This is a genomic window from Domibacillus indicus (assembly GCF_000970685.1).
Taxonomy (GTDB): Bacteria; Bacillota; Bacilli; order Bacillales; family Domibacillaceae; genus Domibacillus; species Domibacillus indicus.
Map to the genome: position 1 here is coordinate 72,701 of NZ_LAJB01000027.1, position 22,569 is coordinate 95,269.

Annotated in this window: 21 protein-coding genes and 1 other annotated feature; of the genes, 15 read left to right on the forward strand and 6 right to left on the reverse strand. The window is 43.8% G+C overall.

Annotation, left to right across the window (positions count from 1 at the left end; translation table 11 throughout):
- Positions 1 to 150: 150 nt before the first annotated feature.
- The 3 genes from acsA (at position 151) to VP98_RS17645 (ending at position 4,999) form a co-directional block, all read left to right on the forward strand.
- Positions 151 to 1,869, forward strand: coding sequence for an acetate--CoA ligase (gene acsA, locus VP98_RS17635; RefSeq protein WP_046176674.1), 1,719 nt, complete (start codon positions 151 to 153; stop codon positions 1,867 to 1,869).
- 103 nt (positions 1,870 to 1,972) lie between these two features.
- Positions 1,973 to 2,189 (forward strand) — a binding site (T-box leader).
- A 44-nt stretch (positions 2,190 to 2,233) separates the two neighbouring features.
- Complete coding sequence (gene tyrS / locus VP98_RS17640; RefSeq protein ID WP_046176675.1) at positions 2,234 to 3,493, forward strand: tyrosine--tRNA ligase; 1,260 nt, start codon at positions 2,234 to 2,236, stop codon at positions 3,491 to 3,493.
- Positions 3,494 to 4,144: 651 nt separating this feature from the next.
- Positions 4,145 to 4,999: a sensor histidine kinase gene (locus VP98_RS17645; RefSeq protein ID WP_231584213.1), complete on the forward strand. Its 855-nt coding sequence runs from the start codon at positions 4,145 to 4,147 to the stop codon at positions 4,997 to 4,999.
- Positions 5,000 to 5,068: 69 nt separating this feature from the next.
- Here VP98_RS17645 and rpsD read toward each other — a convergent pair whose 3' ends face one another.
- The 3 genes from rpsD to hisJ form a co-directional block, all read right to left on the reverse strand.
- A complete protein-coding gene (gene rpsD, locus VP98_RS17650) occupies positions 5,069 to 5,671 on the reverse strand; it encodes a 30S ribosomal protein S4 (RefSeq protein ID WP_046176677.1) in 603 nt (200 codons plus the stop codon).
- Positions 5,672 to 5,915: 244 nt separating this feature from the next.
- Positions 5,916 to 6,395 carry a GAF domain-containing protein gene (locus tag VP98_RS17655; RefSeq protein ID WP_046176678.1) on the reverse strand — a complete coding sequence of 160 codons (480 nt, stop codon included), beginning with the start codon at positions 6,393 to 6,395 and terminating at the stop codon, positions 5,916 to 5,918.
- Position 6,396: 1 nt separating this feature from the next.
- Entirely contained in the window at positions 6,397 to 7,209 is an 813-nt protein-coding gene (gene hisJ / locus VP98_RS17660) for a histidinol-phosphatase HisJ (protein WP_046176698.1), read from the reverse strand.
- 206 nt (positions 7,210 to 7,415) lie between these two features.
- Here hisJ and ezrA point away from each other — a divergent pair, with 206 nt between their 5' ends.
- From ezrA to VP98_RS17695, 7 genes are all read left to right on the forward strand, one after another.
- A complete protein-coding gene (gene ezrA, locus VP98_RS17665) occupies positions 7,416 to 9,116 on the forward strand; it encodes a septation ring formation regulator EzrA (RefSeq protein WP_197076617.1) in 1,701 nt (566 codons plus the stop codon).
- 87 nt (positions 9,117 to 9,203) lie between these two features.
- Positions 9,204 to 10,346, forward strand: a complete 1,143-nt coding sequence (locus tag VP98_RS17670) for a cysteine desulfurase family protein (RefSeq protein WP_046176679.1) — start codon at positions 9,204 to 9,206, stop codon at positions 10,344 to 10,346.
- Positions 10,343 to 11,539 (forward strand): tRNA uracil 4-sulfurtransferase ThiI, encoded by a 1,197-nt coding sequence (gene thiI, locus VP98_RS17675; protein WP_046176680.1) that lies wholly within the window; start codon positions 10,343 to 10,345, stop codon positions 11,537 to 11,539. The genes VP98_RS17670 and thiI overlap by 4 nt, the downstream gene beginning before the upstream one ends.
- A 32-nt stretch (positions 11,540 to 11,571) precedes the next feature.
- The gene (gene rarD, locus VP98_RS17680; protein WP_269431514.1) at positions 11,572 to 12,519 is read left to right on the forward strand and encodes an EamA family transporter RarD; all 948 of its coding nucleotides are present in this window, start codon (positions 11,572 to 11,574) and stop codon (positions 12,517 to 12,519) included.
- A 74-nt stretch (positions 12,520 to 12,593) separates the two neighbouring features.
- Positions 12,594 to 13,094 carry a thiol peroxidase gene (gene tpx / locus VP98_RS17685; RefSeq protein ID WP_046176681.1) on the forward strand — a complete coding sequence of 167 codons (501 nt, stop codon included), beginning with the start codon at positions 12,594 to 12,596 and terminating at the stop codon, positions 13,092 to 13,094.
- 84 nt (positions 13,095 to 13,178) lie between these two features.
- A complete protein-coding gene (locus VP98_RS17690) occupies positions 13,179 to 14,168 on the forward strand; it encodes a class I SAM-dependent methyltransferase (RefSeq protein WP_046176701.1) in 990 nt (329 codons plus the stop codon).
- A gap of 5 nt (positions 14,169 to 14,173) precedes the next feature.
- Positions 14,174 to 14,995 (forward strand): EcsC family protein, encoded by an 822-nt coding sequence (locus VP98_RS17695; RefSeq protein ID WP_046176682.1) that lies wholly within the window; start codon positions 14,174 to 14,176, stop codon positions 14,993 to 14,995.
- A 14-nt stretch (positions 14,996 to 15,009) separates the two neighbouring features.
- Here VP98_RS17695 and VP98_RS17700 read toward each other — a convergent pair whose 3' ends face one another.
- Entirely contained in the window at positions 15,010 to 15,321 is a 312-nt protein-coding gene (locus VP98_RS17700; RefSeq protein ID WP_046176683.1) for a hypothetical protein, read from the reverse strand.
- A 231-nt stretch (positions 15,322 to 15,552) separates the two neighbouring features.
- Here VP98_RS17700 and VP98_RS17705 point away from each other — a divergent pair, with 231 nt between their 5' ends.
- Entirely contained in the window at positions 15,553 to 16,755 is a 1,203-nt protein-coding gene (locus tag VP98_RS17705) for an argininosuccinate synthase (protein WP_046176684.1), read from the forward strand.
- Positions 16,756 to 16,757: 2 nt separating this feature from the next.
- Positions 16,758 to 18,137, forward strand: coding sequence for an argininosuccinate lyase (gene argH / locus VP98_RS17710; RefSeq protein WP_046176685.1), 1,380 nt, complete (start codon positions 16,758 to 16,760; stop codon positions 18,135 to 18,137).
- 36 nt (positions 18,138 to 18,173) lie between these two features.
- On the opposite strand, the gene VP98_RS17715 is transcribed toward argH, so the two are convergent.
- The gene (locus VP98_RS17715; RefSeq protein ID WP_046176686.1) at positions 18,174 to 18,626 is read right to left on the reverse strand and encodes a universal stress protein; all 453 of its coding nucleotides are present in this window, start codon (positions 18,624 to 18,626) and stop codon (positions 18,174 to 18,176) included.
- A gap of 151 nt (positions 18,627 to 18,777) precedes the next feature.
- On the opposite strand from VP98_RS17715, the gene VP98_RS17720 reads away from it, so the two are divergent.
- Both VP98_RS17720 and VP98_RS17725 read left to right on the forward strand, forming a co-directional pair.
- Complete coding sequence (locus VP98_RS17720) at positions 18,778 to 19,458, forward strand: metal-dependent hydrolase (protein WP_046176702.1); 681 nt, start codon at positions 18,778 to 18,780, stop codon at positions 19,456 to 19,458.
- Between the two features lie 270 nt (positions 19,459 to 19,728).
- Positions 19,729 to 21,042, forward strand: coding sequence for a DRTGG domain-containing protein (locus VP98_RS17725; protein ID WP_046176687.1), 1,314 nt, complete (start codon positions 19,729 to 19,731; stop codon positions 21,040 to 21,042).
- 47 nt (positions 21,043 to 21,089) lie between these two features.
- Here VP98_RS17725 and VP98_RS17730 read toward each other — a convergent pair whose 3' ends face one another.
- Positions 21,090 to 21,398 (reverse strand): YtpI family protein, encoded by a 309-nt coding sequence (locus VP98_RS17730; RefSeq protein WP_046176688.1) that lies wholly within the window; start codon positions 21,396 to 21,398, stop codon positions 21,090 to 21,092.
- A gap of 96 nt (positions 21,399 to 21,494) precedes the next feature.
- Between VP98_RS17730 and VP98_RS17735 the strand changes: the two genes are divergently transcribed.
- The gene (locus VP98_RS17735; RefSeq protein WP_046176689.1) at positions 21,495 to 22,439 is read left to right on the forward strand and encodes a DHH family phosphoesterase; all 945 of its coding nucleotides are present in this window, start codon (positions 21,495 to 21,497) and stop codon (positions 22,437 to 22,439) included.
- Positions 22,440 to 22,569 lie beyond the last annotated feature (130 nt).

Consider the following 22,569-nt stretch of genomic DNA (forward strand, 5'->3'; position numbering starts at 1 on the left):
ATACATAACCGCCCTTAAAATAAAGCGTTTTCACCAAATTTTCGGATAATCAGCAAAAAGGTAATAAATTTAATTTTGTATAAATTGTGAAAAATAATGAGTTGTTATATAATAGCAGAGTAGTAACCATACATAAGGGGGAATCGGTTTATGAAATTGGAAGCGCTATCAGCTGTGCAGGGAAATTATAATCTTACAAGTTACGATGAGACGTATGCCTCTTTTGACTGGAAAGAAGCTGAAAAAGCATTTTCATGGTTTGAAACGGGTAAAGTAAATGCAGCTTATGAAGCGGTCGATCGTCATGCCGAATCTGACAGAAAAAATAAAGTGGCGCTTTATTATCGTGATGGAAATCGCAATGAGCAATACACATTTGCGGATATGAAAGCCAATACGAATAAAGCGGCGAACGTATTAAAAGAGTATGGAAATGTAGAAAAAGGGGACCGGGTTTTTATCTTTATGCCGCGTTCGCCGGAATTGTACTTTGCGGTGCTTGGGGCGATTAAAGCAGGAGCTATCGTCGGGCCGTTGTTTGAAGCATTTATGGAAGGTGCTGTCCGCGACCGCCTTGAGGACAGTGAAGCGAAGATGATTATTACAACACCTGATTTGCTGAGTCGTATTCCGGCTGCAGACCTTCCCAAGCTGGAAAAAGTCTTTATCGTCGGAGACAGTGTAGAAGAGGACGATAAACATGTTGATTTTATGTCGAAATGGAAAGAAGCGTCAGAGCAGTTTGATATCGAATGGGTAGACCGTAATGATGGCATGCTGCTTCATTACACATCCGGATCAACTGGAAAGCCTAAAGGAGTTTTGCACGTACATAATGCAATGATTCAGCAGTATCAGACAGCGAAATGGGTCCTTGACCTTCAAGAGGACGATATCTACTGGTGCACAGCTGACCCGGGCTGGGTGACAGGAACGGCATATGGCATTTTCGGGCCGTGGCTGACAGGTTCTACAAACGTTATTGTTGGGGGACGCTTCAGTCCGGAAGCATGGTACAGCACCATTGAGGAATACAAAGTGAGCGTCTGGTACAGTGCACCGACAGCTTTCCGCATGCTGATGGGAGCTGGGGATGAAGTGGTAAAGAAATTTGATCTTTCTTCGCTTCGCCATATTTTAAGTGTCGGTGAGCCGCTCAACCCTGAAGTAGTCCGCTGGGGCAAAAAAGTCTTCGATCTCCGCATTCATGATACATGGTGGATGACAGAAACAGGTGCGCAGGTTATCTGTAACTATCCGGCTATGGATATTCGTCCGGGTTCAATGGGCAAGCCAATTCCGGGTGTAAAAGCAGCAATTGTAGACGACCAGGGAAATGAGCTGCCGCCAAACCGAATGGGGAATCTGGCAATTAAAAAAGGCTGGCCGTCGATGATGGCAGCTATTTGGAACAACGAGGCGAAATACGAATCGTATTTTATGCCGGGAGACTGGTATGTTTCAGGGGACTCTGCTTATATGGATGAGGATGGCTATTTCTGGTTCCAGGGCCGTGTTGACGATGTGATTATGACCGCAGGTGAGCGTGTTGGACCGTTTGAAGTAGAAAGCAAGCTGGTAGAGCACCCGGCAATCGCTGAAGCGGGTGTTATCGGAAAACCGGACCCGGTTCGCGGTGAAATTATTAAAGCATTTATTGCCCTGCGTGATGGCTATGAACAATCGGATGAATTGAAGGAAGAGATCCGCCAATTCGTGAAAACAGGCCTTGCAGCACATGCCGCTCCGCGTGAAATTGAATTTCGTGATAAGCTTCCAAAAACACGTTCCGGTAAAATTATGCGCCGTGTCTTGAAGGCATGGGAGCTTGATCTGCCAACCGGCGATTTGTCAACAATGGAAGATTAAATACAATAAGGTTCCGCTGCTGGCGGAGCCTTCTTTTTTCAAAGGAGCGAAATTCTGTTTGACAAAGGAGAAATTGATCGCTACAATGTGATTTATATTTAATAAACAAGCGATGAACGGAATAAGTAGTCCGCTGTCCCTGTTACCCAGAGAGCTTTCATTTGGTGAAAGAAAGCACAAACAGCGAGATGAATTACCTCCCGGAGCTTTCGCCGTGAACGATAAGTAGCGGCTGACGTCTGCCGTCGTTACCGGTATTGAGTGGAGAACCATTAGTTTCTCAAGCCTGGGTGGTACCGCGCGTAAAAAGCGTCCCTGCATTGATTGCAGGGGCGCTTTTTCTGTTTAAAAAGGAGAGGATAAAATGGAATTGCTAGAAGACTTGAAATGGAGAGGGATTGTTTACCAGCAGACCGATGAAGAAGGCATTGAAAAAATGCTGGATACAGAAAAAATCGCTCTGTACTGCGGTGTCGACCCGACTGCCGACAGTATGCACATCGGCCATTTACTGCCGTTTTTAACGCTTCGCCGCTTTCAAAAGCATGGCCATAAGCCGATTGTCCTGGTGGGAGGAGCAACAGGTACAATTGGCGACCCAAGCGGCAAAAAAGAAGAACGTACACTGCAGACAATGGAGCAGGTACAAAAAAATGTAGAAGGACTCCGGGCCCAGCTTGGAAAAATTTTCTCAGTAGAAGGCGACAATGGAGCCATTCTTGTTAATAACTATGACTGGATCGGCTCAATGGATGTTGTCACCTTCCTTCGTGATTTTGGAAAAAACATTGGTGTTAATTACATGCTGGCAAAAGATACGGTATCATCACGGCTGGAGAGCGGTATTTCATTTACGGAATTTGCTTACACCATCCTTCAGGCGATGGATTTTTACTACCTGCACAAAAACCATAACTGCCGGATGCAAATTGGCGGCAGCGATCAATGGGGCAATATTACAACCGGTCTTGAGATGATTCGAAAAATGAATCCGGAAGGCGAACAGGCATTCGGTTTTACAATTCCGCTTGTTACAAAATCAGACGGAACAAAATTCGGAAAAACCGAGAGCGGTGCAGTGTGGCTTGATCCGAAGAAAACATCTCCTTATGAATTTTACCAGTTCTGGATTAACACAGCGGATGCCGATACAATCCGTTATTTAAAGATTTTTACCTTTCTTTCAAGAGAAGAAATTGATGCTCTTGAGGCCTCTATGAAGGAGGAAGCACATCTTCGTAAAGCGCAAAAAGCGCTCGCCGAAGAAATGACGCGTCTCATTCATGGAGAAGAAGCACTTACACAGGCTATTAACATTACGAAAGCGCTCTTCAGCGGGAATATTAAATCGCTGTCTGCTGTTGAAATCGAGCAGGGGCTTAAAGATGTTCCAAGCCATATTGTAGAAGGAGAGCTTCCAAATATTGTTGACCTGCTTGTGAATGCCAGGATCTCCCCATCAAAACGCCAGGCACGCGAAGATGTACAAAATGGGGCAGTATCAATTAATGGTGAAAAAATAACAGACACGGCTTACGTCCTGTCTGAAGAAGATAAAATGGACGGCCGCTTTACAGTTATCCGCCGCGGAAAAAAGAAATACTTTTTAATTCAATATCAATAATATAAATAGTAAAAAACGGTCTTGAAATTTACATTTCAAGACCGTTTTTTAATGAAAAGTCATTTCTTGCGCCACGCATAGCTTCAAGCGTTTTATATATGTAAAATTTAATGTACTGGTAAAGAATTTTAAATCCTGCTCCATTTTGCTTAAAGGTAAAAGGCTTGATGTTTGTTTATGATAAACTAAAAGACGATGAAAGGACTGTATTTTATTAACTGAAAAAATAATAGCAGTCTATTATAAGACAGGGAGTAACGAATAAAAATGAAAACAGATTTTACCTTTAAAAAAATGTATTATATAGGAGCGGGTACAGCTATAGCTGCCATGATAACAGGTCTGTTTTGGGGGAATCCACATTTCGCCGCAATAGATTTAACTTTTATTTTGCATGCTTTCTTTCTGGCTGCTTTTTCTTTTTGCCTGCTTTTATATCCAGCTTTTAAAAACCGTACGATGAAAACTGTGATTCTTATTGCAGCGAGTGCTTATTTTTATACTCTTTTCTTTTTATATCCGGGCACATGGTCTACGTTCATATATATTTGTTTAATCCCGGCACTCTCCATCTTTTTCTTTGATTCTCTGCTCTTTTATCTTACGCTCATTTTAAATAGTTTGTTTATTACAAGTATGTGCAGTTACATTATGTTCAGCAAACAAAGTGAACTATACCTTTTAACAAAACAGGATTTAATCGGGAATGTCATCAACTTTTTAGGAAGCCAGATTATTTTAGTTATTCTTTATTATGTTACATATTTACGCATGAAAAGACAGCAGGAATATTATGAACAGATCCAGCAGTCCGAGAGAATCAAAACAGCCGGGCAGCTAGCGGCGGCGGTTGCGCATGAAATAAGAAATCCGCTAACAGTAGTGAAAGGATTCTTGCAGCTGTACGAACAGGACTCCTCCTATGACCGTAAGGCAAAGGAGCACTTTGCTTTAATGATCGATGAGCTGGATACGGCAGAAAAGGTTATTTCACAATTTTTATCGATTTCTGCCCCGAACAAAGAGATCAGCCTGGAAAAAGTAAATGTAAAGGAAATTCTTTATAGTGTAGTCAGCCTTCTTAATTCGTATGGCCTTGTGCATGATAACCGGATTGAGTTGGAGCTGGGAGAGGAAGAGTGCTGCATTGCAGCTGACCAAACAGAAGTGAAACAATTATGTATTAATCTCATTAAGAATGCGATAGAAGCGTCAAAAGAGGGCCTTCCTGTGCTGGTAAAGGTAAAACGTATGAAAAGTGAGGTGGAAATTAAAATTATTGATCACGGAACCGGAATGTCAAAAACAGAAATTCAATTACTGGGTACGCCTTTTTACTCGTTAAAAAGCAAAGGGACCGGCCTTGGCTTAATGATTTGCTTTAATATTGTAAAAAAATACAAAGGGACGATCCACTTCGAAAGTGTGAAAGAAAAGGGGACAACTGTAGTCATTCACTTTCCTTTATATAGGGAGCTGGCTTCCCGGGAAGAGAAGCGAATTTAGCACAAAAAAACACCAGCCGTTATTTATTTAACGGCTGGTGTTTTATGTGGATCGACCAAAGCGATTAAATTAACGAGAGTAGAACTCTACGATAAGCGCTTCGTTGATTTCTGCTGGAAGCTCAGAACGTTCAGGAAGACGCGTGAAAGTTCCTTCAAGTTTGTCAGCATCAAATGTCAAGTAGTCAGGTACGAAGTTATTTACTTCAACTGCTTCTTTAATGATAGCGAAGTTGCTTGATTTTTCACGAACACCAATTGTTTGGCCAACTTTTACCTGATATGACGGAATGTCAACACGTTGACCGTTAACAGTGATATGGCCGTGGTTAACAAGCTGACGAGCTTGACGGCGAGTGCGGGCAAGACCCAAACGGTATACAAGGTTATCAAGACGTGATTCAAGAAGAATCATGAAGTTTTCGCCGTATACGCCTTTTAGTTTACCAGCTTTGTCGAACAAGTTGCGGAACTGACGCTCAGTCACGCCGTACATGTGACGAAGTTTTTGTTTTTCTTGAAGCTGTTGTCCGTATTCAGACACTTTTTTACGCTGGTTCGGACCGTGCGGACCTGGAGCGTAAGGGCGTTTTTCAATTTCTTTTCCTGTACCGCTAAGTGAAATGCCGAGACGGCGGGATAATTTCCAGCTTGGACCTGTGTAACGAGCCATTAAATGACTCCTCCTTTTGTGTTTTTATTTTGTTGTAAAATAAAAACCGGTGTGACTAACTGCCAGCACATTTTGTTTTCATGCACCATCGCCCTGCAGCAACGGGTTACACGATGCCCCTTTTCCGGAGTTTTATAGATCCGGATAAAGAAACAAAATGAGATCTAAACAGCGAACACATAGGCTGCATTTATTTTACACAAAGAATAGTATATAACGCGTATATATCAGTGTCAACCTTTTCTTATAAAAAGCGAATCAGCGCCTCCGCAAACTGAACAAGGCCTTTTTCATCTTCTTCATCAAAGCGGTTTGTTTCGGGGCTGTCAATATCGAGAACACCCAGTACTTTTCCGTCCTTAATTAAAGGAATGACAATTTCAGAACGTGAAGCGGCATCACAGGCGATATGGCCGGGGAAAGCATGAACATCTTTGATCCGCATTGTTTTGCCCTCCGCAGCAGCTGTGCCGCATACACCCTTCCCGAATGGAATACGCACGCAGGCCGGCAGTCCCTGAAAAGGGCCAAGCACTAGCTCTTCATTTTCATTTAAATAAAAGCCAGCCCAGTTAATGTTCGGCAAAAACTGGCCGAGCAGGGCGGATGCGTTGCTCAAGTTAGCAACCTGGTTGGTTTCGCCGGCAAGCAATGCTTCCAGCTGTTTCGTTACAAGTGAATACTGTTCTGCTTTTGTACCAGAGTAAGGAGTAGTTTGAAACATTTTACACACTTCTTTCTATTAAATTACGGTCGATTTGGTCCAGCCCCTGCCCAATGCCGGCCGACGCATGTGCATCAGATCCATACACGAGCGGAATGCCAAGAGAATGGGCGGCATGTGCAATGCGGGCGGGCGGGTATGTTTCCCGGCATAATGGCTTTACAAAACCGGCCCCGTTGTAGTCCAGGGAATAACCGGCCTGCTTTACGGCACGCAGCATGCGGTCGATATGCTCCTCAAATGGCTCAGTGCATGGAAACATATGCTGGAATTTGCGCACAAGAGTTATATGGCCGATTCGGGATGGCTTAAAAGGGCCGAGATCCGCTTCGATGGACTGTAAAACGGTATCATAATATAATTTATACACAAATTCAATTGAACCGGCTTCTTTAATGATCCGTCCAAATTCTTCTTCGCTGAAATCAATACAAACAAATTGGCCTTTTACTGGAAGAAAATGAACGGATAAAATGGTATCATCTAAGAAAGAACCATATTCGTTTAAAAACTCAGTGGTTTCTTTTTCAAAGCCGGCAATAAAATCAACCTCAAGACCTGTGTTGATTGTTAAAGAAGAAGCATACTGCTTTTTCACTTTTTCAACTTCCTGGATATATTGTTCAAGATCGGCTTTTTGCATGGAGCTGTCCCGGGCGGGAGCAGGATCGATAAAGTTTTCCGGAAGCGGCGCATGCTCTGTAAAGGTAAGCTCGGAAAAGCCAAGCTCGATTGCACGCTCGATATATTGTTTTAATGAGTCATTTGATCCGTGCGGGCAGTAAGGTGTATGGATGTGTCCGTCTCTAAGCATATGAAAAAACTCCTTTTTCATTGAAAAAATCAATGTTTTTGACATTTTTTTGCGAAAACTGTTTGAAAAAACATGCGTTCCCATCAAAAATGCAAGCAATCGTGCTATTATTAATATCAGTGAAATTATACGAAATTGAGCGAAGGGGCGCAATGAGGCGCCTTCTTACTATACATAATTATTTATTCGTTGTTACGAGGGGGCTTATGATGGTGGAATACGTCATTGGAGCGATCATTATCGTACTTGTTTTTTTCATTTATACGATGATGAGCAGAAAAAGAAACGCAGCTGAGGTTGATCAGCTTGATATGAAAAAAACAGAGCTGCTTCATCGACCCGTCCATGAAGAACTGGCAAAAGTAAAGCGTCTTAATATGACAGGCCAGACAGAGGCTTTGTTTGACCGATGGCGTGCCGAATGGGATGAAGTGATAACTGCTGATATTCCCGCAGTTGACGAAATGCTATTTACTTCAGAAGAGCAGGTCGATAAATTCCGGTTTGGCGCCGCTAAAAAAACAAATAAAGAAATTAAAAGCCGCCTTGATCAGATTGAAAGAAAAGTAAATACTATTTTAGCGGAACTGGAACAGCTTGTGGGCAGTGAAGAAAAGAACCGGGCTGAAGGCGAGGAAATGCACACGCGCCAGCGTGAGGCAAAAAAGAAACTTCTGGCGCACCGCCATACGTTTGGACAGGCAGCTTCGGTGCTTGAATTACAGCTGGATGTGATTGCCGGACGTTTTGAAAAATTTGCCGATTTAACAGAAGACGGCAACTACCTTGAAGCCCGAGAGCTGCTGATGGGAATTCAAACGGAAATGGAAGCCATGGAACATAAAATGGCCCGTATCCCAGTGCTTATGGCAGAAGTAAATCATACTCTTCCGGCACAGTTATCTGAAATTGAGCATGGCTATAAAGAGATGAAGCAGGACGGTTATTTACTGGACCATTTGCAGATTGAAAAAGAAATAACAGCTTTAAAAGAAGAGCTGGCCCGCGGCCGTGATCTGCTGTTAAAAACAGAAGTAGCGGAAACCGAACTGATTGTGTCAGACACAAAAGACAGTATTGAATTTCTATATGATTTGCTTGAAAAAGAAGTTATGGCCAAGCACCAGGTGCTGAAAGATGAGGGGGAAACAGGCTCCATTATCGAAGGAATCAGCGGCCTTAATACAAAACTGATAGAAGAGACGGATCTCGTTAAGCAAAGCTATCAGCTTGACGGAGAAGAATCTGATATTCCTAAAAAGCTGAAAGAAGAAATTTATCACCTGGAAAAGCAATATGAAATTCTGCATGGCCGTATTCAATCTGAAAAAACAGCTTATTCCTTTTTGCATGATGAATTAAAAGAGATTCAAGCCCGGGTAGCAGAGCTGAAAAAAGAGCAGGAGGGGTTTGCTGCTTTTCTCCAGACACTTCGAAAAGATGAAGTGGAAGCAACGGAAGAATTGCAGGCTCTTCGGAAACAGCTTCAGCAAATTGCACGAAAAGTGAAGCAGAGCAACCTGCCTGGTATTCCGGACTACTACAGGGAATTAAGTGAAGAGGCGCGGGTGCGTATTCAGCAAACAAATACACATTTAAACGAAAAGCCATTAAATATGAAGGCAGTGCGTGAACAGCTTGATGCAGCCAATGGGGCAATCAGCCATCTTGCTAACAAAACAGATGAATTGATGGAGCAGGTTTCAATCGCGGAACGAATGATTCAATTTGGCAACCGGTACCGCCGGACGCATCCAAATATTGAAACAAAATTGAATGAAGCGGAGCTTGCTTTTCGCCAGGCAGATTACAGTAAAGCGCTGGAGCTTTGTGCAACAGCCATTGACAAAGTGGATTCAAAAGGATTGAAAAGGTTCGACGCCCAGTATAAAGATGAACAGCAGTAAAGCAAAGCCGTCTCGAGAAAAAGAGGCGGCTTTTTTTATGTTAATGTGCTAACATGGATAGGTGAAAAAAGTAAGGAGCAGCTGTATATGATTTATTTCGACAATAGTGCGACGACAAAACCCGATCAGTCTGTTTTGGAAACATTTATAAAAGCAAGCACACGATTTTTTGCTAATCCTTCGTCACTTCATTATCCCGGAATGGAAGCGGAGCGGTTTTTAGAAAAAGCGCGCCAGCAAATCGCTTCCCTGTGCCGGGTTTCTGCAGAGGAGATTATTTTTACAGGGGGAGGGACGGAGTCAAATAACCTTGCCATTAAAGGGGCAGCTTATTTTTATAAAAACAGGGGCCGGCATATTATCACTACGGCAATTGAACATCCATCGGTTTTTGAAACGTGCCGTGATCTTGAAAAGGAAGGTTTTCGGATTACGTATGTGAAACCAGACGCTAATGGAGCGATTCAGGCAGCAGATGTTCAGCAGGCGATAACAGATGACACGATCCTTGTCTCGGTTATGCATGTGAACAACGAAACCGGCGCCATACAGCCGGTAGAAGAAATCGGCCGTATGCTGGACGCTTACCCGCAAATTCTTTTTCATGTTGATGCGGTTCAGGGATTTGGCAAGGTTCCCCTCGATTTATTAAAATCCGGTGTGCAGCTTATGTCGGTATCCGGACATAAACTGCACGGATTAAAAGGGACGGGTTTTTTGTATAAACAGAGAAGTGTTAATCTTGCACCGCTGCTGTCAGGCGGCGGACAGGAAAGAGGGCTTCGCAGCGGGACGGAACAAACAGCGGGGGCCGCATCATTAGCAAAAGCGGTGCGCCTTGCGATGGAAACAGATATGAACCCGGTGCTGGAAATTACCCGGTGGATATATAAAGAGCTGGCTGGACGTCCAGATTTTGTTATTCATACACCGATCAGCCAGGCAGCACCGCACATTTTGAGCGTTTCTATAAAAGGCACAAAAGGAGAAGTGCTGGTGCATGCTTTAGAGAAGAAGAATATTATTGTTTCCACAACAAGTGCCTGCTCTTCCAAGCAGGCGAAGCCGAGCCGCGTACTGCAGAAGATGGGTGTCAACAATGACCTGGCTGCTGCGGCAATCCGCATCAGCCTGTCAGCCGGCAATACTATACAGGAAGCGGAGCAATTTATTGAAGCGCTGGACCGAATTGTTCCGACGCTTGTGAAAAAAAGGAATGAACGAATATGAAATATGACCGCGTATTAATCCGATATGGCGAAATGTCAACAAAAGGACGGAACCGCAGCAAATTTACAAATAAAATGAAAACCAACATTAAGCGGCTGTTAAAGGATGAGCGTATTCAAGTAGAAGCACAGCGGGACCGAATGTTTCTTTACTTGAATGGCGCATCATTCGAAGAAGTGAAAGAAAAGCTTGTACATGTATCCGGTATTCAGTCATTCAGTCCGGTCATGAAAACAACACAGGATTTGAGCGACATAAAAGAAGCGGCGCTTTCTCTTGTGAAAAAATCAATGGGCGGCAGACCGGCTTCTTTCAAAGTGAATACGCGCAGAGCCGATAAACAGTTCCCGCTTGACACGCATGAATTAAATCATGAAGTCGGCGGGCATGTATTGCGTGAAACGGAAGAGTTAACAGTGGATGTCCGCAATCCGGATTTTATTTTAACTGTTGAAGTGCGTGCAGACGGTGTATATCTGTCATCTCAAACAATTCCCGGTGCGGGCGGCATGCCGGCCGGCGCTGCGGGAAAAGCGGTTCTGCTTTTATCAGGCGGCCTGGACAGCCCTGTAGCCGGCTATATGATGATGAAGCGCGGCGTGGAAATCGAGGCGGTTCATTTCTTCAGCCCGCCTTATACGAGTGACCGGGCCAAACAAAAAGTGATTGATTTAGCCAATGTGCTGACCACGTATGGCGGAAATGTCCGCCTGCATATTGTGCCGTTTACCAAAATTCAAGAAACGATTCATAAGCAGGTGCCGGAAAACTACACGATGACATCGACACGCCGGATGATGATGAGGATTGCAGACCGGATCCGAAAGCAAACCGGCTCTCTGGCTATTGTAACGGGGGAAAGCCTTGGACAAGTAGCCAGTCAGACGATGGAAAGCATGGCTGCCATCAATGATGTGACGAATACACCTGTTCTCCGCCCGCTTATTGCATCAGATAAACTGGAGATTATGGAGATTGCACGAAAAATCGGCACACACGATATTTCCATTTTGCCGTTCGAGGATTGCTGCACGATCTTTACTCCGGCAGCGCCGAAAACAAGGCCAAAAACGGAAAAGGTTCAGTTTTTTGAAAGCTTTTTAGATTTTGATCCAATGATTGAAGAAGCAATAAAGGCAACGGAAACGATTTTGCTGCCAAACCATGAAGCTGAAATGGATGACTTATTATAAGAAATCCGCGCCAATAAGGGGCGCGGATTTTTGTGGAATATATTTCGGGTATAGAAATAAATGAGGTGAAGAAATTGCAAAATGAACGAAAAGCAGGGGCAATTTACACAGCCGGCTCATACATTATGTGGGGTTTGATCCCGATGTACTGGAAGCTGATCAGTGATGTATCTGCTTATGAAATTTTAGCCAACCGTATTATCTGGTCTTTTGTATTTATGCTCGTGCTGCTTCTCTTAATGAAGAAAATAACCCCGCTGAAGCAAGTATTAAAAGAAATTATTGCTCATCCAAGGAAGTCGCTGGCGCTGGCCGCAGCTTCTCTTTTAATCAGTATTAACTGGTTTGTTTTTATATGGGCTGTAAACAACAATCATATTATTGAAACCAGCATGGGATACTATATTAACCCGCTTATGAGCGTGCTGCTCGGCATTATTGTGCTGAAGGAATCGCTTTCTAAAGCACAGGTGCTCTCTTTTTTACTGGCGGCCGGCGGTGTGTTTATTATGACGTTTTCGTATGGCTCGTTTCCATGGGTATCTTTATCGCTGGCGGTTTCATTTGCGCTGTATGGACTCGCTAAAAAGATGATCCGAATGGATGCGGCAGTGGGGCTGACAATTGAAACAGCTGTTGTCACACCGCTTGCTGTTTTATATTTGCTTCTGTTATCAGGAAACAATGCGCTTCAGCTGTTTCACGGCTCATGGGAAACAGACCTTCTGTTAATGGGAGGGGGAGTACTGACAGCGATTCCGCTCTTGTTATTTGGGCATGGGGCACAGAAAATTCCCCTTTATTTAATTGGTTTCCTGCAATATATTGCGCCAACTATGACTTTGCTGCTTGGCGTATTTATGTACCATGAGCCATTCACACATTCTCAGCTGCTTTCCTTTATTTTTATTTGGAGCGCGCTTGTTGTGTTTACTTTTTCACAGGTGAAGATGGTTCAAAAGAAAAAAGCGATGGTTTAGCTCTTTTTCATTGCAATTAAAGCGTACGATTCAGTATGATGTATGTATACTGCTGAATTTGGAGGGAATAAACAATGGCAAAGGTAACATTTAAAGGAAATCCAATGACATTGATTGGAAGCGAAGTAAAAGTAGGAGACAAAGCACCTGATTTTACAGTTCTGGCGAATGATTTGTCGCCTGTTACACTGGCAGATACATCAGGTAAAGTTCGCTTGATCAGTGTGGTGCCTTCGATTGACACGGGCGTATGCGACGCGCAGACACGCCGTTTCAATGAGGAAGCTGCAAAATTGGATAACGTTGAAGTATTAACAATTTCGGCTGACCTTCCATTTGCTCAAAAACGCTGGTGCGCAGCGGCCGGTCTAGAGAACGTCAAAACCCTATCGGATCACCGCGATTTTTCATTTGCTGAACGCTATGGTGTCGGCATGGAGGAGCTTCGTCTTCTTGCCCGTTCTGTTTTTGTCATCGACTCAAATGATACGGTTACATATGTGGAATATGTTGGTGAAGGAACAGACCACCCGAACTACGATGCAGCAATTGAAGCAGCGAAAGCAGCAAACTAATTCAGTACAGGCTCGTATGGCAGCCGGCTTTGACATTTTGTCGGAGCCGGCTGTTTTTTGCGAAAGGAAAGTGAGGCTTTTTATATGAAGGAATTGACAGTAGAAGCATTATTTAACGTTTTTGATGAATCAGCAGCGCTGCTAAGCCGTCTTCTGGGTATCTCTTATTTAGAAGCGCTCGGAGAAACAGCGGAAAATCTTTTTCATGGACATGTGCTCCAGGAAGAACTTAATGAAATGGATGAAAAGCGCCTTCAAAAACTATACAAAGAAGCAAATTTAGAACAGCATTCAAAAGAAGCGATACGCAAGTCCTATCAGCTGGCTATTTTAAAAGGAATGAAAGAGCATGTCCAGCCGAATCACCAAATGACTCCGGATTCAATCGGATTATTTATCGCATATTTGCTTAAAAAAAGCATGCAGGGAAAATCAGCTTTTACCCTGCTTGATCCAACGATTGGAACAGGAAACCTGGTAACAACTGTATTAAATGAATTTAACGGACAAATAGAAGCGCATGGCGTTGATCTGGATGATGTTCTTTTAAAGCTGGCGTATGCAGGAGCCAACCTGCTTCACCATCCAATTACCTTATATAATCAGGATGCGCTTGAACCGTTGCTTATTGATCCGGTTGACGTTGTGGTCTGCGATTTGCCGGTAGGCTATTATCCGAATGATGAACGGGCGGAAGCATACAGGCTAAAAGCGGACAGCGGCCACTCTTATGCCCATCATTTATTTATTGAACAAAGCCTGCGGCATACAAAACCAGGCGGCCACCTTCTTTTTATTATTCCGAACGGTCTTTTTGAATCAACGGAAGCGAAAAAGCTGCAGGCCTTTTTAACAGAAGAAGCTTATATTGAAGGAGTCATCCAGCTTCCGGAAACTCTTTTTAAAAGCAGGCAGGCAGCAAAAAGTATTTTGATGATCCGTAAAAAAGCGCCAGGCATTCAAAAGCCGAAAGAAGTGCTTCTTGCGGCAATGCCTTCATTAACAGATAAAAAAGCGACAGCGGCCATTATTCAAAAAATTGACCGGTGGTTCAGTGAATATCAGGAAAGGTGATACCGATGTGGACAAAACGGGATGAGGCTTTTTGGAATGAATTAATGAATTGGGAGCAGCAGCTCGTGTCGAACCGGGACGAAAAAGTGGAAGAGCAGGGTGCATTGGCCAGTAAGCTTGCTGCTTCTTTGCCGGACGACATCAAAAGCCGTTTTTTCAGCCAGGCGGACCAGGCAGCAGAATGGCTCTGGTCTTTTTTGCAAAATGATAACCTTGAAGCGGGAGTAAAAAACCAAATAATTGGAGCTGCCCGAATTTTTCAGGATGATATTGAAACGATTGACCAGCTGCATCGCCTGACAATTGACCAGCTTCAGTACATAAACCGCCAGCGGGCATTTAAAAATCATGCGGCTGCAGCGATTCAAGGAGCGGCGTCAGGAACGGGAAACTTTATACCGGCTTTAACAGATTTTCTGATATTGTCCGCTATGCAGCTGCGTACTATTCAAACGACTGCTCTTTCGTACGGTTTCGACACAAGCCTTCCATTCGAAAGGGAAAATATTCTTCATTTGTTTTATATTTCTTTGCTTCCAGAGTCTTTAAAAGCAGACGGGTGGGCAAAGTTAATTACAGAAGTGGAAGAAAAAACAGCGTATATAGATAAGGAAAGCTGGGGAACCAATGAAGCAATGCTTCAGGAGCCCATGAAGCATATCCTGAAGCTCGCCGCAGTCCGGATTCTTCGCCGCCCTTCCGGCATTCCGGTTATATCTATGGCTCTTAGTGCCGGAGCCAATTTTCTCGCTGTAAAACAAGCAACCGTATTTGCTGAGCGATATTATCAATACCGCTATTTATACGAAAAAAAGAACCGGGAGTAAGCAGCCGGTTCTTTTTATGTATGCGGCTTCTTATAAGCATAAATATCAGGAGTCGTTCGAAACCAGAGCCATAAATCATTGATAATCGAAGCGAGCTCACTAATATCGGTGTTCAGGCGGCAGGATTGAACGAAATCGTCTTCATTGTCCAGTGCAGTCTGTTTTTTGTTAATCTCTTCTTCCAATTGAGAAATACGGTCCGGTATTTGTCCGCGAATAATTTCCCATTTATGCAGAATGGCCTGCCTTTCGGCTTTTGTATGCTCATCCCACTCCCGGCTGAGGATTGGAAGGTAAATTCCGAGGCGTGCATCGTATTGAAACATAGATTCACCTGCTTTGATCGAGTTTCTTCAATAATAAAGAAATAAAATTAAAATAGCAAAAAGCGGAATATACATGATTTCTACATAAATACACAAAAAAATGTATTTTTTTTTGGAAAAGCACTTGAAAGACCTCGAAGAAAATGATATTCTTTATACATATTAAGAGAATAAAAATAAACTTTATTGAATAAATATACTGTTGTTGTCAGTAAGAGGAGGAAGTAAGAGATGGGTAAGAAAGTTGTTCTTGCATATTCAGGAGGCCTGGATACATCGGTGGCGATTCCGTGGCTAAAAGAAAAAGGATATGATGTTGTAGCGGTATGCCTGGATGTCGGAGAAGGGAAAGATCTTGAATTTATTAAAAACAAAGCACTTCAGGTAGGCGCTGTTGAAAGTTACATGATCGATGCAAAAAAAGAATTTGCGGAAGATTTTGCGCTTGTTGCTTTGCAGGGCCATACATGGTATGAAAACAAGTATCCAGTTGTATCTGCCCTGTCGCGCCCGCTTATTTCAAAAAAGCTTGTTGAAATTGCGGAACAGGAAAATGCAACAGCTGTAGCGCACGGATGCACAGGAAAAGGAAACGACCAGGTTCGTTTCGAAGTGGCGATCCGCGCTCTTAACCCGGATTTAGAAGTATTAGCGCCGGTTCGTGACTGGGCATGGTCGCGTGAAGAAGAAATTGAATATGCGAAGCAGCATAATGTACCGGTTCCGATCGGAAAAGAAAGCCCGTTCTCAATCGACCAGAATCTATGGGGACGTGCAAACGAGTGTGGGGCCCTGGAAGATCCGTGGGCAGCGCCGCCGCTTGACGCATACGATTTAACGGCTCATTTAGAAGATACACCGGATACACCGGACATTATTGAAATTGAATTTGAACAGGGTGTGCCTACAGCTGTAAATGGTGAAAAAATGGAGTTAGCTCAGTTAATTCTTCATTTGAATGAAGTAGCAGGCAAGCACGGTGTCGGCCGTATCGATCATATTGAAAACCGCCTCATCGGCATCAAATCGCGTGAGGTATATGAAACGCCGGGTGCGACAACGTTAATTACAGCTCACAAAGAGCTTGAAGATATTACATTGGTAAAAGAACTGGCTCACTTTAAGCCGGTCATTGAGAAACGTTTAACAGAAATTATTTATGATGGTCTCTGGTTCAACCCGATCCGTGAATCACTTGTGGCGTTTTTGAAAGATACACAAAAATACGTAACAGGCACAGTGCGTGTTAAGCTGTTTAAAGGCCATGCTATCGTAGAAGGAAGAAAATCACCATATTCATTATATGATGAAAAGCTTGCAACCTATTCAAAAGATGATGCGTTTGACCACGAATCAGCTGTTGGATTTATCAATCTATATGGCCTTCCGACCGTTGTCAGCTCGCGTGTTCACAAAGAGAAGGGGCTTAAGTAATCATGACGAAAAAGTTGTGGGGCGGACGGTTTCAAAAATCAGCGGAAGAGTGGGTAGACGAATTCGGAGCGTCCATCTCATTTGACCAGGAGCTCGTTTTCGAAGATATCGAAGGCAGCATCGCCCACGTAACCATGCTTGGTGAAACAGGCATTTTAACAAAGGAAGAAATGGAGCAGATCAAGTCAGGGCTCGAGGCTTTAAAGAAGAAAGCTGAAGCCGGTGAAATCGAGTTTTCGGTTTCGCTTGAAGATATCCATTTAAACTTAGAAAAAGCGTTAATTGATTCGATTGGTCCTGTTGGCGGGAAGCTTCATACCGGAAGAAGCCGGAATGACCAGGTCGCAACAGACATGCATTTGTACCTGAAGAAGCAGGTTAAAAGCATTATCGGATTAATCAGCCAGTTTCAATCGGTTTTAGTGGAGAAAGCCGATCACCATAAAGAAACGATTGCGCCGGGCTACACGCATCTCCAGCGGGCGCAGCCGATTTCATTCGGGCATCATTTAATGACATATTTCTGGATGCTGCAGCGTGACAAAGAACGGTTCACTGAAGCTCTTAAACGGATTGATGTGTCGCCGCTCGGGGCGGGGGCACTTGCTGGAACAACATTTCCGATCGACCGGGAGCGTTCAGCGGAACTGCTTGGATTCGCAGGTGTTTACCAAAATAGCATGGATGCGGTAAGCGACCGTGATTTCATTCTTGAATTTTTAAGCGCATCATCCATTTTAATGATGCACTTGTCCCGCTTCGCGGAAGAAATTATTCTTTGGTCGAGCCAGGAGTTTCGCTTCGTTGAGATGGACGATACGTTCTCAACTGGCTCAAGCATTATGCCGCAAAAGAAAAATCCGGACATGGCAGAACTGATCCGCGGCAAAACAGGCCGAGTATACGGCAACCTTTTCAGCCTGCTGACGATTTTAAAAGGACTGCCTCTTGCGTATAACAAAGATATGCAAGAAGACAAAGAGGGTATGTTTGATACTGTACACACAGTTCTTGGCTCTCTGAAAATTTTCGCTGGCATGGTCGATACAATGACGGTAAACGAAGACCGTATGAAAGACGCTGTGCAAAACGATTTCTCAAATGCAACGGAGCTTGCGGATTACCTGGCTGCGAAAGGCATCCCATTCCGCGAGGCGCATGAAATCACCGGTAAGCTTGTATTTACCTGCATTCAAAAGAGCTGCTTCCTGCTAGATCTTTCTTTGGAAGAACTAAAAGAAGCCTCGGATGTTATTGAAGAAGATATCTATGGCGTTCTGTCCCCTTATGAAGCTGTTAAGAGAAGGAAGTCTCTTGGCGGCACAGGGTTTGACCAGGTGGAGAATCAGATCCGCGCTGCAAAAGAACTACTGTTGAAATAAAAAACCGCCACTCTCTGGCGGTTTTTTATTTTGTGGTTATTCGTTATCAATGTCGTCGGTACGCACAATTAATACATCGCAGCCCGCCGCTCGTGTAATGTATTCGGAAACGCTTCCGATAAGGAATCGTTCTATTGCGTTTAAGCCGGTGGCGCCGCAGATAATCAGGTCTGCTTCTACTTGTTTGGCTACATCTTTAGGGATAATTACTTTTGGAGAGCCGTATTCCACAAAAACATTTACATTTGTTACACCCGCCGCTGCTGCTTCTTTTTTATAATCGTCGAGAAGGTCATTTCCGTATTTTGTTGCACGCTCTGCAATAGAACGGTCATATGCCTCAATAGCCGCAAAGGAACGGGTATCAATCACATGAACGAGATTTAAAGATGCGCCATTCCGCTTGGCAATCTGTACAGATTTCTTAAAAGCCCATTCCGCTTCTTTTGAGCCATCGACCGCTACCAGGACATGTTTATACTTCAACATACGTCATTCCCCCTTTTGCTTACATTTTACAACAAAAAAATGAAATAAGAAGCAATAAATCTGACATTTTTGAAAATTTTATAAAAGAGGTTTGACCAGTTTGGAAGGCGGGGAAAAAGGATATGATGTAACAAAAAGGGAGGCCGGTAGAGTGAAAGTATCTTACCATGGACATTCTATTGTAAAAATCAAATCAAAAGGAAAAACAGTCCTTATTGATCCGTTTATCACAGGAAATGACTTAACAGACTTACAAGCAGATGAGCAGCACCCTGATTTTATTGTACTGACACACGGCCACGGTGATCATGTAGGTGACACACTGGAAATCGCCAGGAGAAGCGGCGCGCTCATTATTGCTGTAAACGAGCTTGCTCTGTATTTGCAGCATCAGGGTGTTAATGCCCATCCAATGCATATTGGCGGCAGCCGTGAATTTGAATTTGGAACAATAAAATTTACACAGGCATTTCATGGCTCAGGCCTGCAGCAGGAAGACGGTACATTCTTATATATGGGAATGCCGGCCGGAGTTTTAATTATGAGTGAAGGAAAGACGATATATCATGCAGGTGACACCGGGTTATTTTCTGATATGAAATTAATTGGCGAACGCCATCCAATTGATTTAGCTTTTTTGCCTATTGGCGACAATTTCACAATGGGGCCGGATGATGCGGTAATCGCTGCAGAATTCCTTCAGGCAAATACAGTGGTTCCAATCCATTACAATACGTTTCCGCCAATAAAGCAAAATCCGGATGACTTCACCTCGAAAATAAAGGATGGACGAGGCCGAATCATGAATCCTGGAGATATAATTGAACTGTAAAAGATAAGCTGATTCGGATGAAGCGGCTTGAGAATGTAGACAAAGTTAGAACTCGGGCTGATTGAAAGCGCCTGTTTTTCCAGAAACGCGGCCGGATGGGAAGCGGAGTGACCTTTTGGGGTCATGAGCATTCACAGCCGGCAAGTGACGCCGAAAGCGGGCGTTTGTCAACAGCCTGAAGCTGCTTCGGATGAAGCGGCTTCTTTTTTTTCCTTTTATTTTAGTCTATAATTAGGGAAGGAATGAGAGCGGAAAGGGACGGGTGGACCATTGATGACGAAACATGAACAAATTCTCCAATATATCGAGGAGCTGCCGATCGGCGAAAAGATTTCCGTCCGCCAAATTGCCAGGGCTCTTTCAGTCAGCGAAGGCACAGCTTACCGGGCCATCAAAGATGCCGAAACAAGAGGAATGGTCAGTGCAATTGAACGGGTTGGAACAATCCGGATTGAGCAAAAGAAAAAAGAAAACATTGAAAAGCTCACATTTGCAGAAGTCGTCAATATTGTGGATGGCCAGGTGCTTGGAGGACGGAATGGATTACATAAGACATTAAATAAGTTTGTGATCGGCGCGATGCAGCTTGAAGCGATGATGCGTTACACAGGCCCCGGCAACCTGCTCATTGTCGGAAACCGTGTAAAAGCCCATGAACTGGCGCTGCAGGCCGGAGCGGCTGTTTTAATTACCGGCGGATTTGAAGCTGGCGAGGATTTGAGGAAGCTGGCTGATGATTTAGAGCTCCCTGTTATTTCAACAAGCTATGATACCTTTACAGTAGCCGCCATGATTAACCGGGCTATCTACGATCAGCTTATTAAAAAAGAAATCGTGCTTGTAGGCGATATTTTAACATCGGTTGAAGCCAGTGTTTTTTTGAAACTGGGTGATACAGTCGGTGACTGGCTGGAAAAAAATCAAGAAACCTCACACAGCCGGTTTCCAGTAGTCGATGAGCACTTAAAAGTATTTGGAATAGTTACAGCTAAAGATATAATGGGAAGCGGCCGTGAAGTGCTTATTGATAAAATAATGACCAGGCATCCCCTTACCGTTACACTAAAAACAAGTGTCGCATCGGCTGCGCATATGATGATCTGGGAAGGAATTGAATTGCTTCCGGTTACTGATGAGCAAAACCGGCTGCAGGGTATTGTCAGCCGGCAAGACGTTTTAAAAGCAATGCAAATGGCGCAGCGTCAGCCGCAGGCTGCCGAAACGCTTGATGATACGATTGCCAAGCAGCTTATAATGCCAGAGGATCAGCAAGCGGGAGGAGTTTATGAATTCGAGGTTACTCCGCAAATGACAAACCAGCTTGGCACTATTTCATATGGTGTGTTTACAACGATTGTGACAGAAGCCGCAAATCGGGCACTGCGGGCTCATAAACGGGGAGACCTCGTTGTTGAAAATATTACCATTTATTTTTTGAAGCCCGTTCAAATGGAGTCTAAACTAACCGTTTTTCCAAAAGTACTGGAGATTGGGCGGAAGTTTGGAAAAATAGACGTGGAAGTTTACAACGCAGGGATACTGGCAGGCAAAGTAATGATGATGTGCCAGTTAATCGACCGTTAGAGCCTGGCATTAAAAAAGCAGGCGGGAGTGCCTGCTTCTTCCAGTAGTTATTTATCTAACTCTTCTGCTTCCTTTTGAGCAAACGGCAAGTAGTGTTTATACATTTTATAACCGGCAATCATGCTGGCAAATCCATATACAATAAAAATGGCAGCAATAATATAAGCAGTGGCAGTCTGCTGGATAAGCAGTGTGTTAACGCCGAATACACCGACAAACAGTCCAAGCACCATGCTGGATTTGGCGGACAGCCACTTCCGTTCCATCGGCCGTTTGCTTCTGGTGTATTGAACTTTATAAAACAAATAAAAAACAAATGATAGAACGATTACTATCACTAAAAAGAAATTAGGCATTCTATGTATTCCCCCGTTTTTTCACTCTCTTTTTATTGTAGCGGGAAAAGCGGTGGATTTCCACTGGAAACAAGCCTATTGAGAAGGGGAAACGACTTGAAACAGCAAATTATCGATAAAATTAAACAATATGACACAATCATTCTCCACCGGCATGTGCGTCCTGACCCGGATGCCTATGGATCGCAGGGTGGGCTTGCTGAAATTATTAAAGCCACTTTTCCAGAAAAAACAGTTTATACAGTCGGAGCTGAAGAGCCGACTTTGTACTTTATGCGCCGTCTTGATCAAATAGAGGACAGTGTATATGAAAACGCGCTTGTTATTGTGTGTGATACAGCCAATCAGGGACGAATTTGTGACCAGCGTTACAAGCTGGGAAAAGAAATTATTAAAATCGACCATCATCCTAATGAAGACCCATATGGGGACCTGGTGTGGGTTGACGTAAATGCAGCAGCCTGCAGCCAAATGATTTATGAGCTGTTTAAAACGTCGGAAGGCCAGTTGAAGATAAGTGACGCTGCGGCACGACTTCTTTATGCAGGAATTGTCAGTGATACAGGCCGATTTTTATACTCATCAACAACAATTGAGACAATGCAGTATGCCGGAGAGCTCATGCAATATGAGTTTGACCGCCAGGAGCTTTTTAACAATATGTATGAAAAGGAAGCGCATGTACTAAAGCTGGAAGGATATATTTTACAGAATTTCAACCTCGACGATACAGGAGTTGCCGAAGTGCGGCTGACAGGATCATTGCTCCAAAAGTTTGGAGCGACACAAGCAGAAACATCGCTTCTTGTCAGTATTTTAGGCAGTGTGAAAGGTATCCAATCCTGGGTGTTTTTTATTGAAGAAGCGGATCAAATCCGTGTGCGGTTCCGTTCAAAAGGCCCGGTTATTAACGGCCTGGCAATGAAATACGGCGGCGGCGGCCATCCTCTTGCTGCAGGGGCGAGCATTTATTCATGGGAAGAAGCAGATCAGGTAACAGCGGACTTAAGAACACTGGTTGCCGGCAGTAAGCTGGCATAAAAATAACAAGGCGGGCAGGAGCAGCGTATCTAGCATTTAAATATAGAAAGAACACGTTTGCTGGCAGCTTAAAAGGAGAATTTTTTCTTCTTTCAGAGTGCAGACAAAGTTAGAAAGCAGGCTGATTGAA

What these genes read in the sequence shown, in the direction of transcription:
- acsA (WP_046176674.1), top strand. Translation starts at nt 151, where the DNA reads ATGAAATTGGAAGCGCTATCAGCTGTGCAGGGAAATTATAATCTTACA.
- tyrS (WP_046176675.1), top strand. Translation starts at nt 2,234, where the DNA reads ATGGAATTGCTAGAAGACTTGAAATGGAGAGGGATTGTTTACCAGCAG.
- VP98_RS17645 (WP_231584213.1), top strand. Translation starts at nt 4,145, where the DNA reads ATGTTCAGCAAACAAAGTGAACTATACCTTTTAACAAAACAGGATTTA.
- rpsD (WP_046176677.1), bottom strand. Translation starts at nt 5,671, where the DNA reads ATGGCTCGTTACACAGGTCCAAGCTGGAAATTATCCCGCCGTCTCGGC.
- VP98_RS17655 (WP_046176678.1), bottom strand. Translation starts at nt 6,395, where the DNA reads ATGTTTCAAACTACTCCTTACTCTGGTACAAAAGCAGAACAGTATTCA.
- hisJ (WP_046176698.1), bottom strand. Translation starts at nt 7,209, where the DNA reads ATGCTTAGAGACGGACACATCCATACACCTTACTGCCCGCACGGATCA.
- ezrA (WP_197076617.1), top strand. Translation starts at nt 7,416, where the DNA reads ATGATGGTGGAATACGTCATTGGAGCGATCATTATCGTACTTGTTTTT.
- VP98_RS17670 (WP_046176679.1), top strand. Translation starts at nt 9,204, where the DNA reads ATGATTTATTTCGACAATAGTGCGACGACAAAACCCGATCAGTCTGTT.
- thiI (WP_046176680.1), top strand. Translation starts at nt 10,343, where the DNA reads ATGAAATATGACCGCGTATTAATCCGATATGGCGAAATGTCAACAAAA.
- tpx (WP_046176681.1), top strand. Translation starts at nt 12,594, where the DNA reads ATGGCAAAGGTAACATTTAAAGGAAATCCAATGACATTGATTGGAAGC.
- VP98_RS17690 (WP_046176701.1), top strand. Translation starts at nt 13,179, where the DNA reads ATGAAGGAATTGACAGTAGAAGCATTATTTAACGTTTTTGATGAATCA.
- VP98_RS17695 (WP_046176682.1), top strand. Translation starts at nt 14,174, where the DNA reads ATGTGGACAAAACGGGATGAGGCTTTTTGGAATGAATTAATGAATTGG.
- VP98_RS17700 (WP_046176683.1), bottom strand. Translation starts at nt 15,321, where the DNA reads ATGTTTCAATACGATGCACGCCTCGGAATTTACCTTCCAATCCTCAGC.
- VP98_RS17705 (WP_046176684.1), top strand. Translation starts at nt 15,553, where the DNA reads ATGGGTAAGAAAGTTGTTCTTGCATATTCAGGAGGCCTGGATACATCG.
- argH (WP_046176685.1), top strand. Translation starts at nt 16,758, where the DNA reads ATGACGAAAAAGTTGTGGGGCGGACGGTTTCAAAAATCAGCGGAAGAG.
- VP98_RS17715 (WP_046176686.1), bottom strand. Translation starts at nt 18,626, where the DNA reads ATGTTGAAGTATAAACATGTCCTGGTAGCGGTCGATGGCTCAAAAGAA.
- VP98_RS17730 (WP_046176688.1), bottom strand. Translation starts at nt 21,398, where the DNA reads ATGCCTAATTTCTTTTTAGTGATAGTAATCGTTCTATCATTTGTTTTT.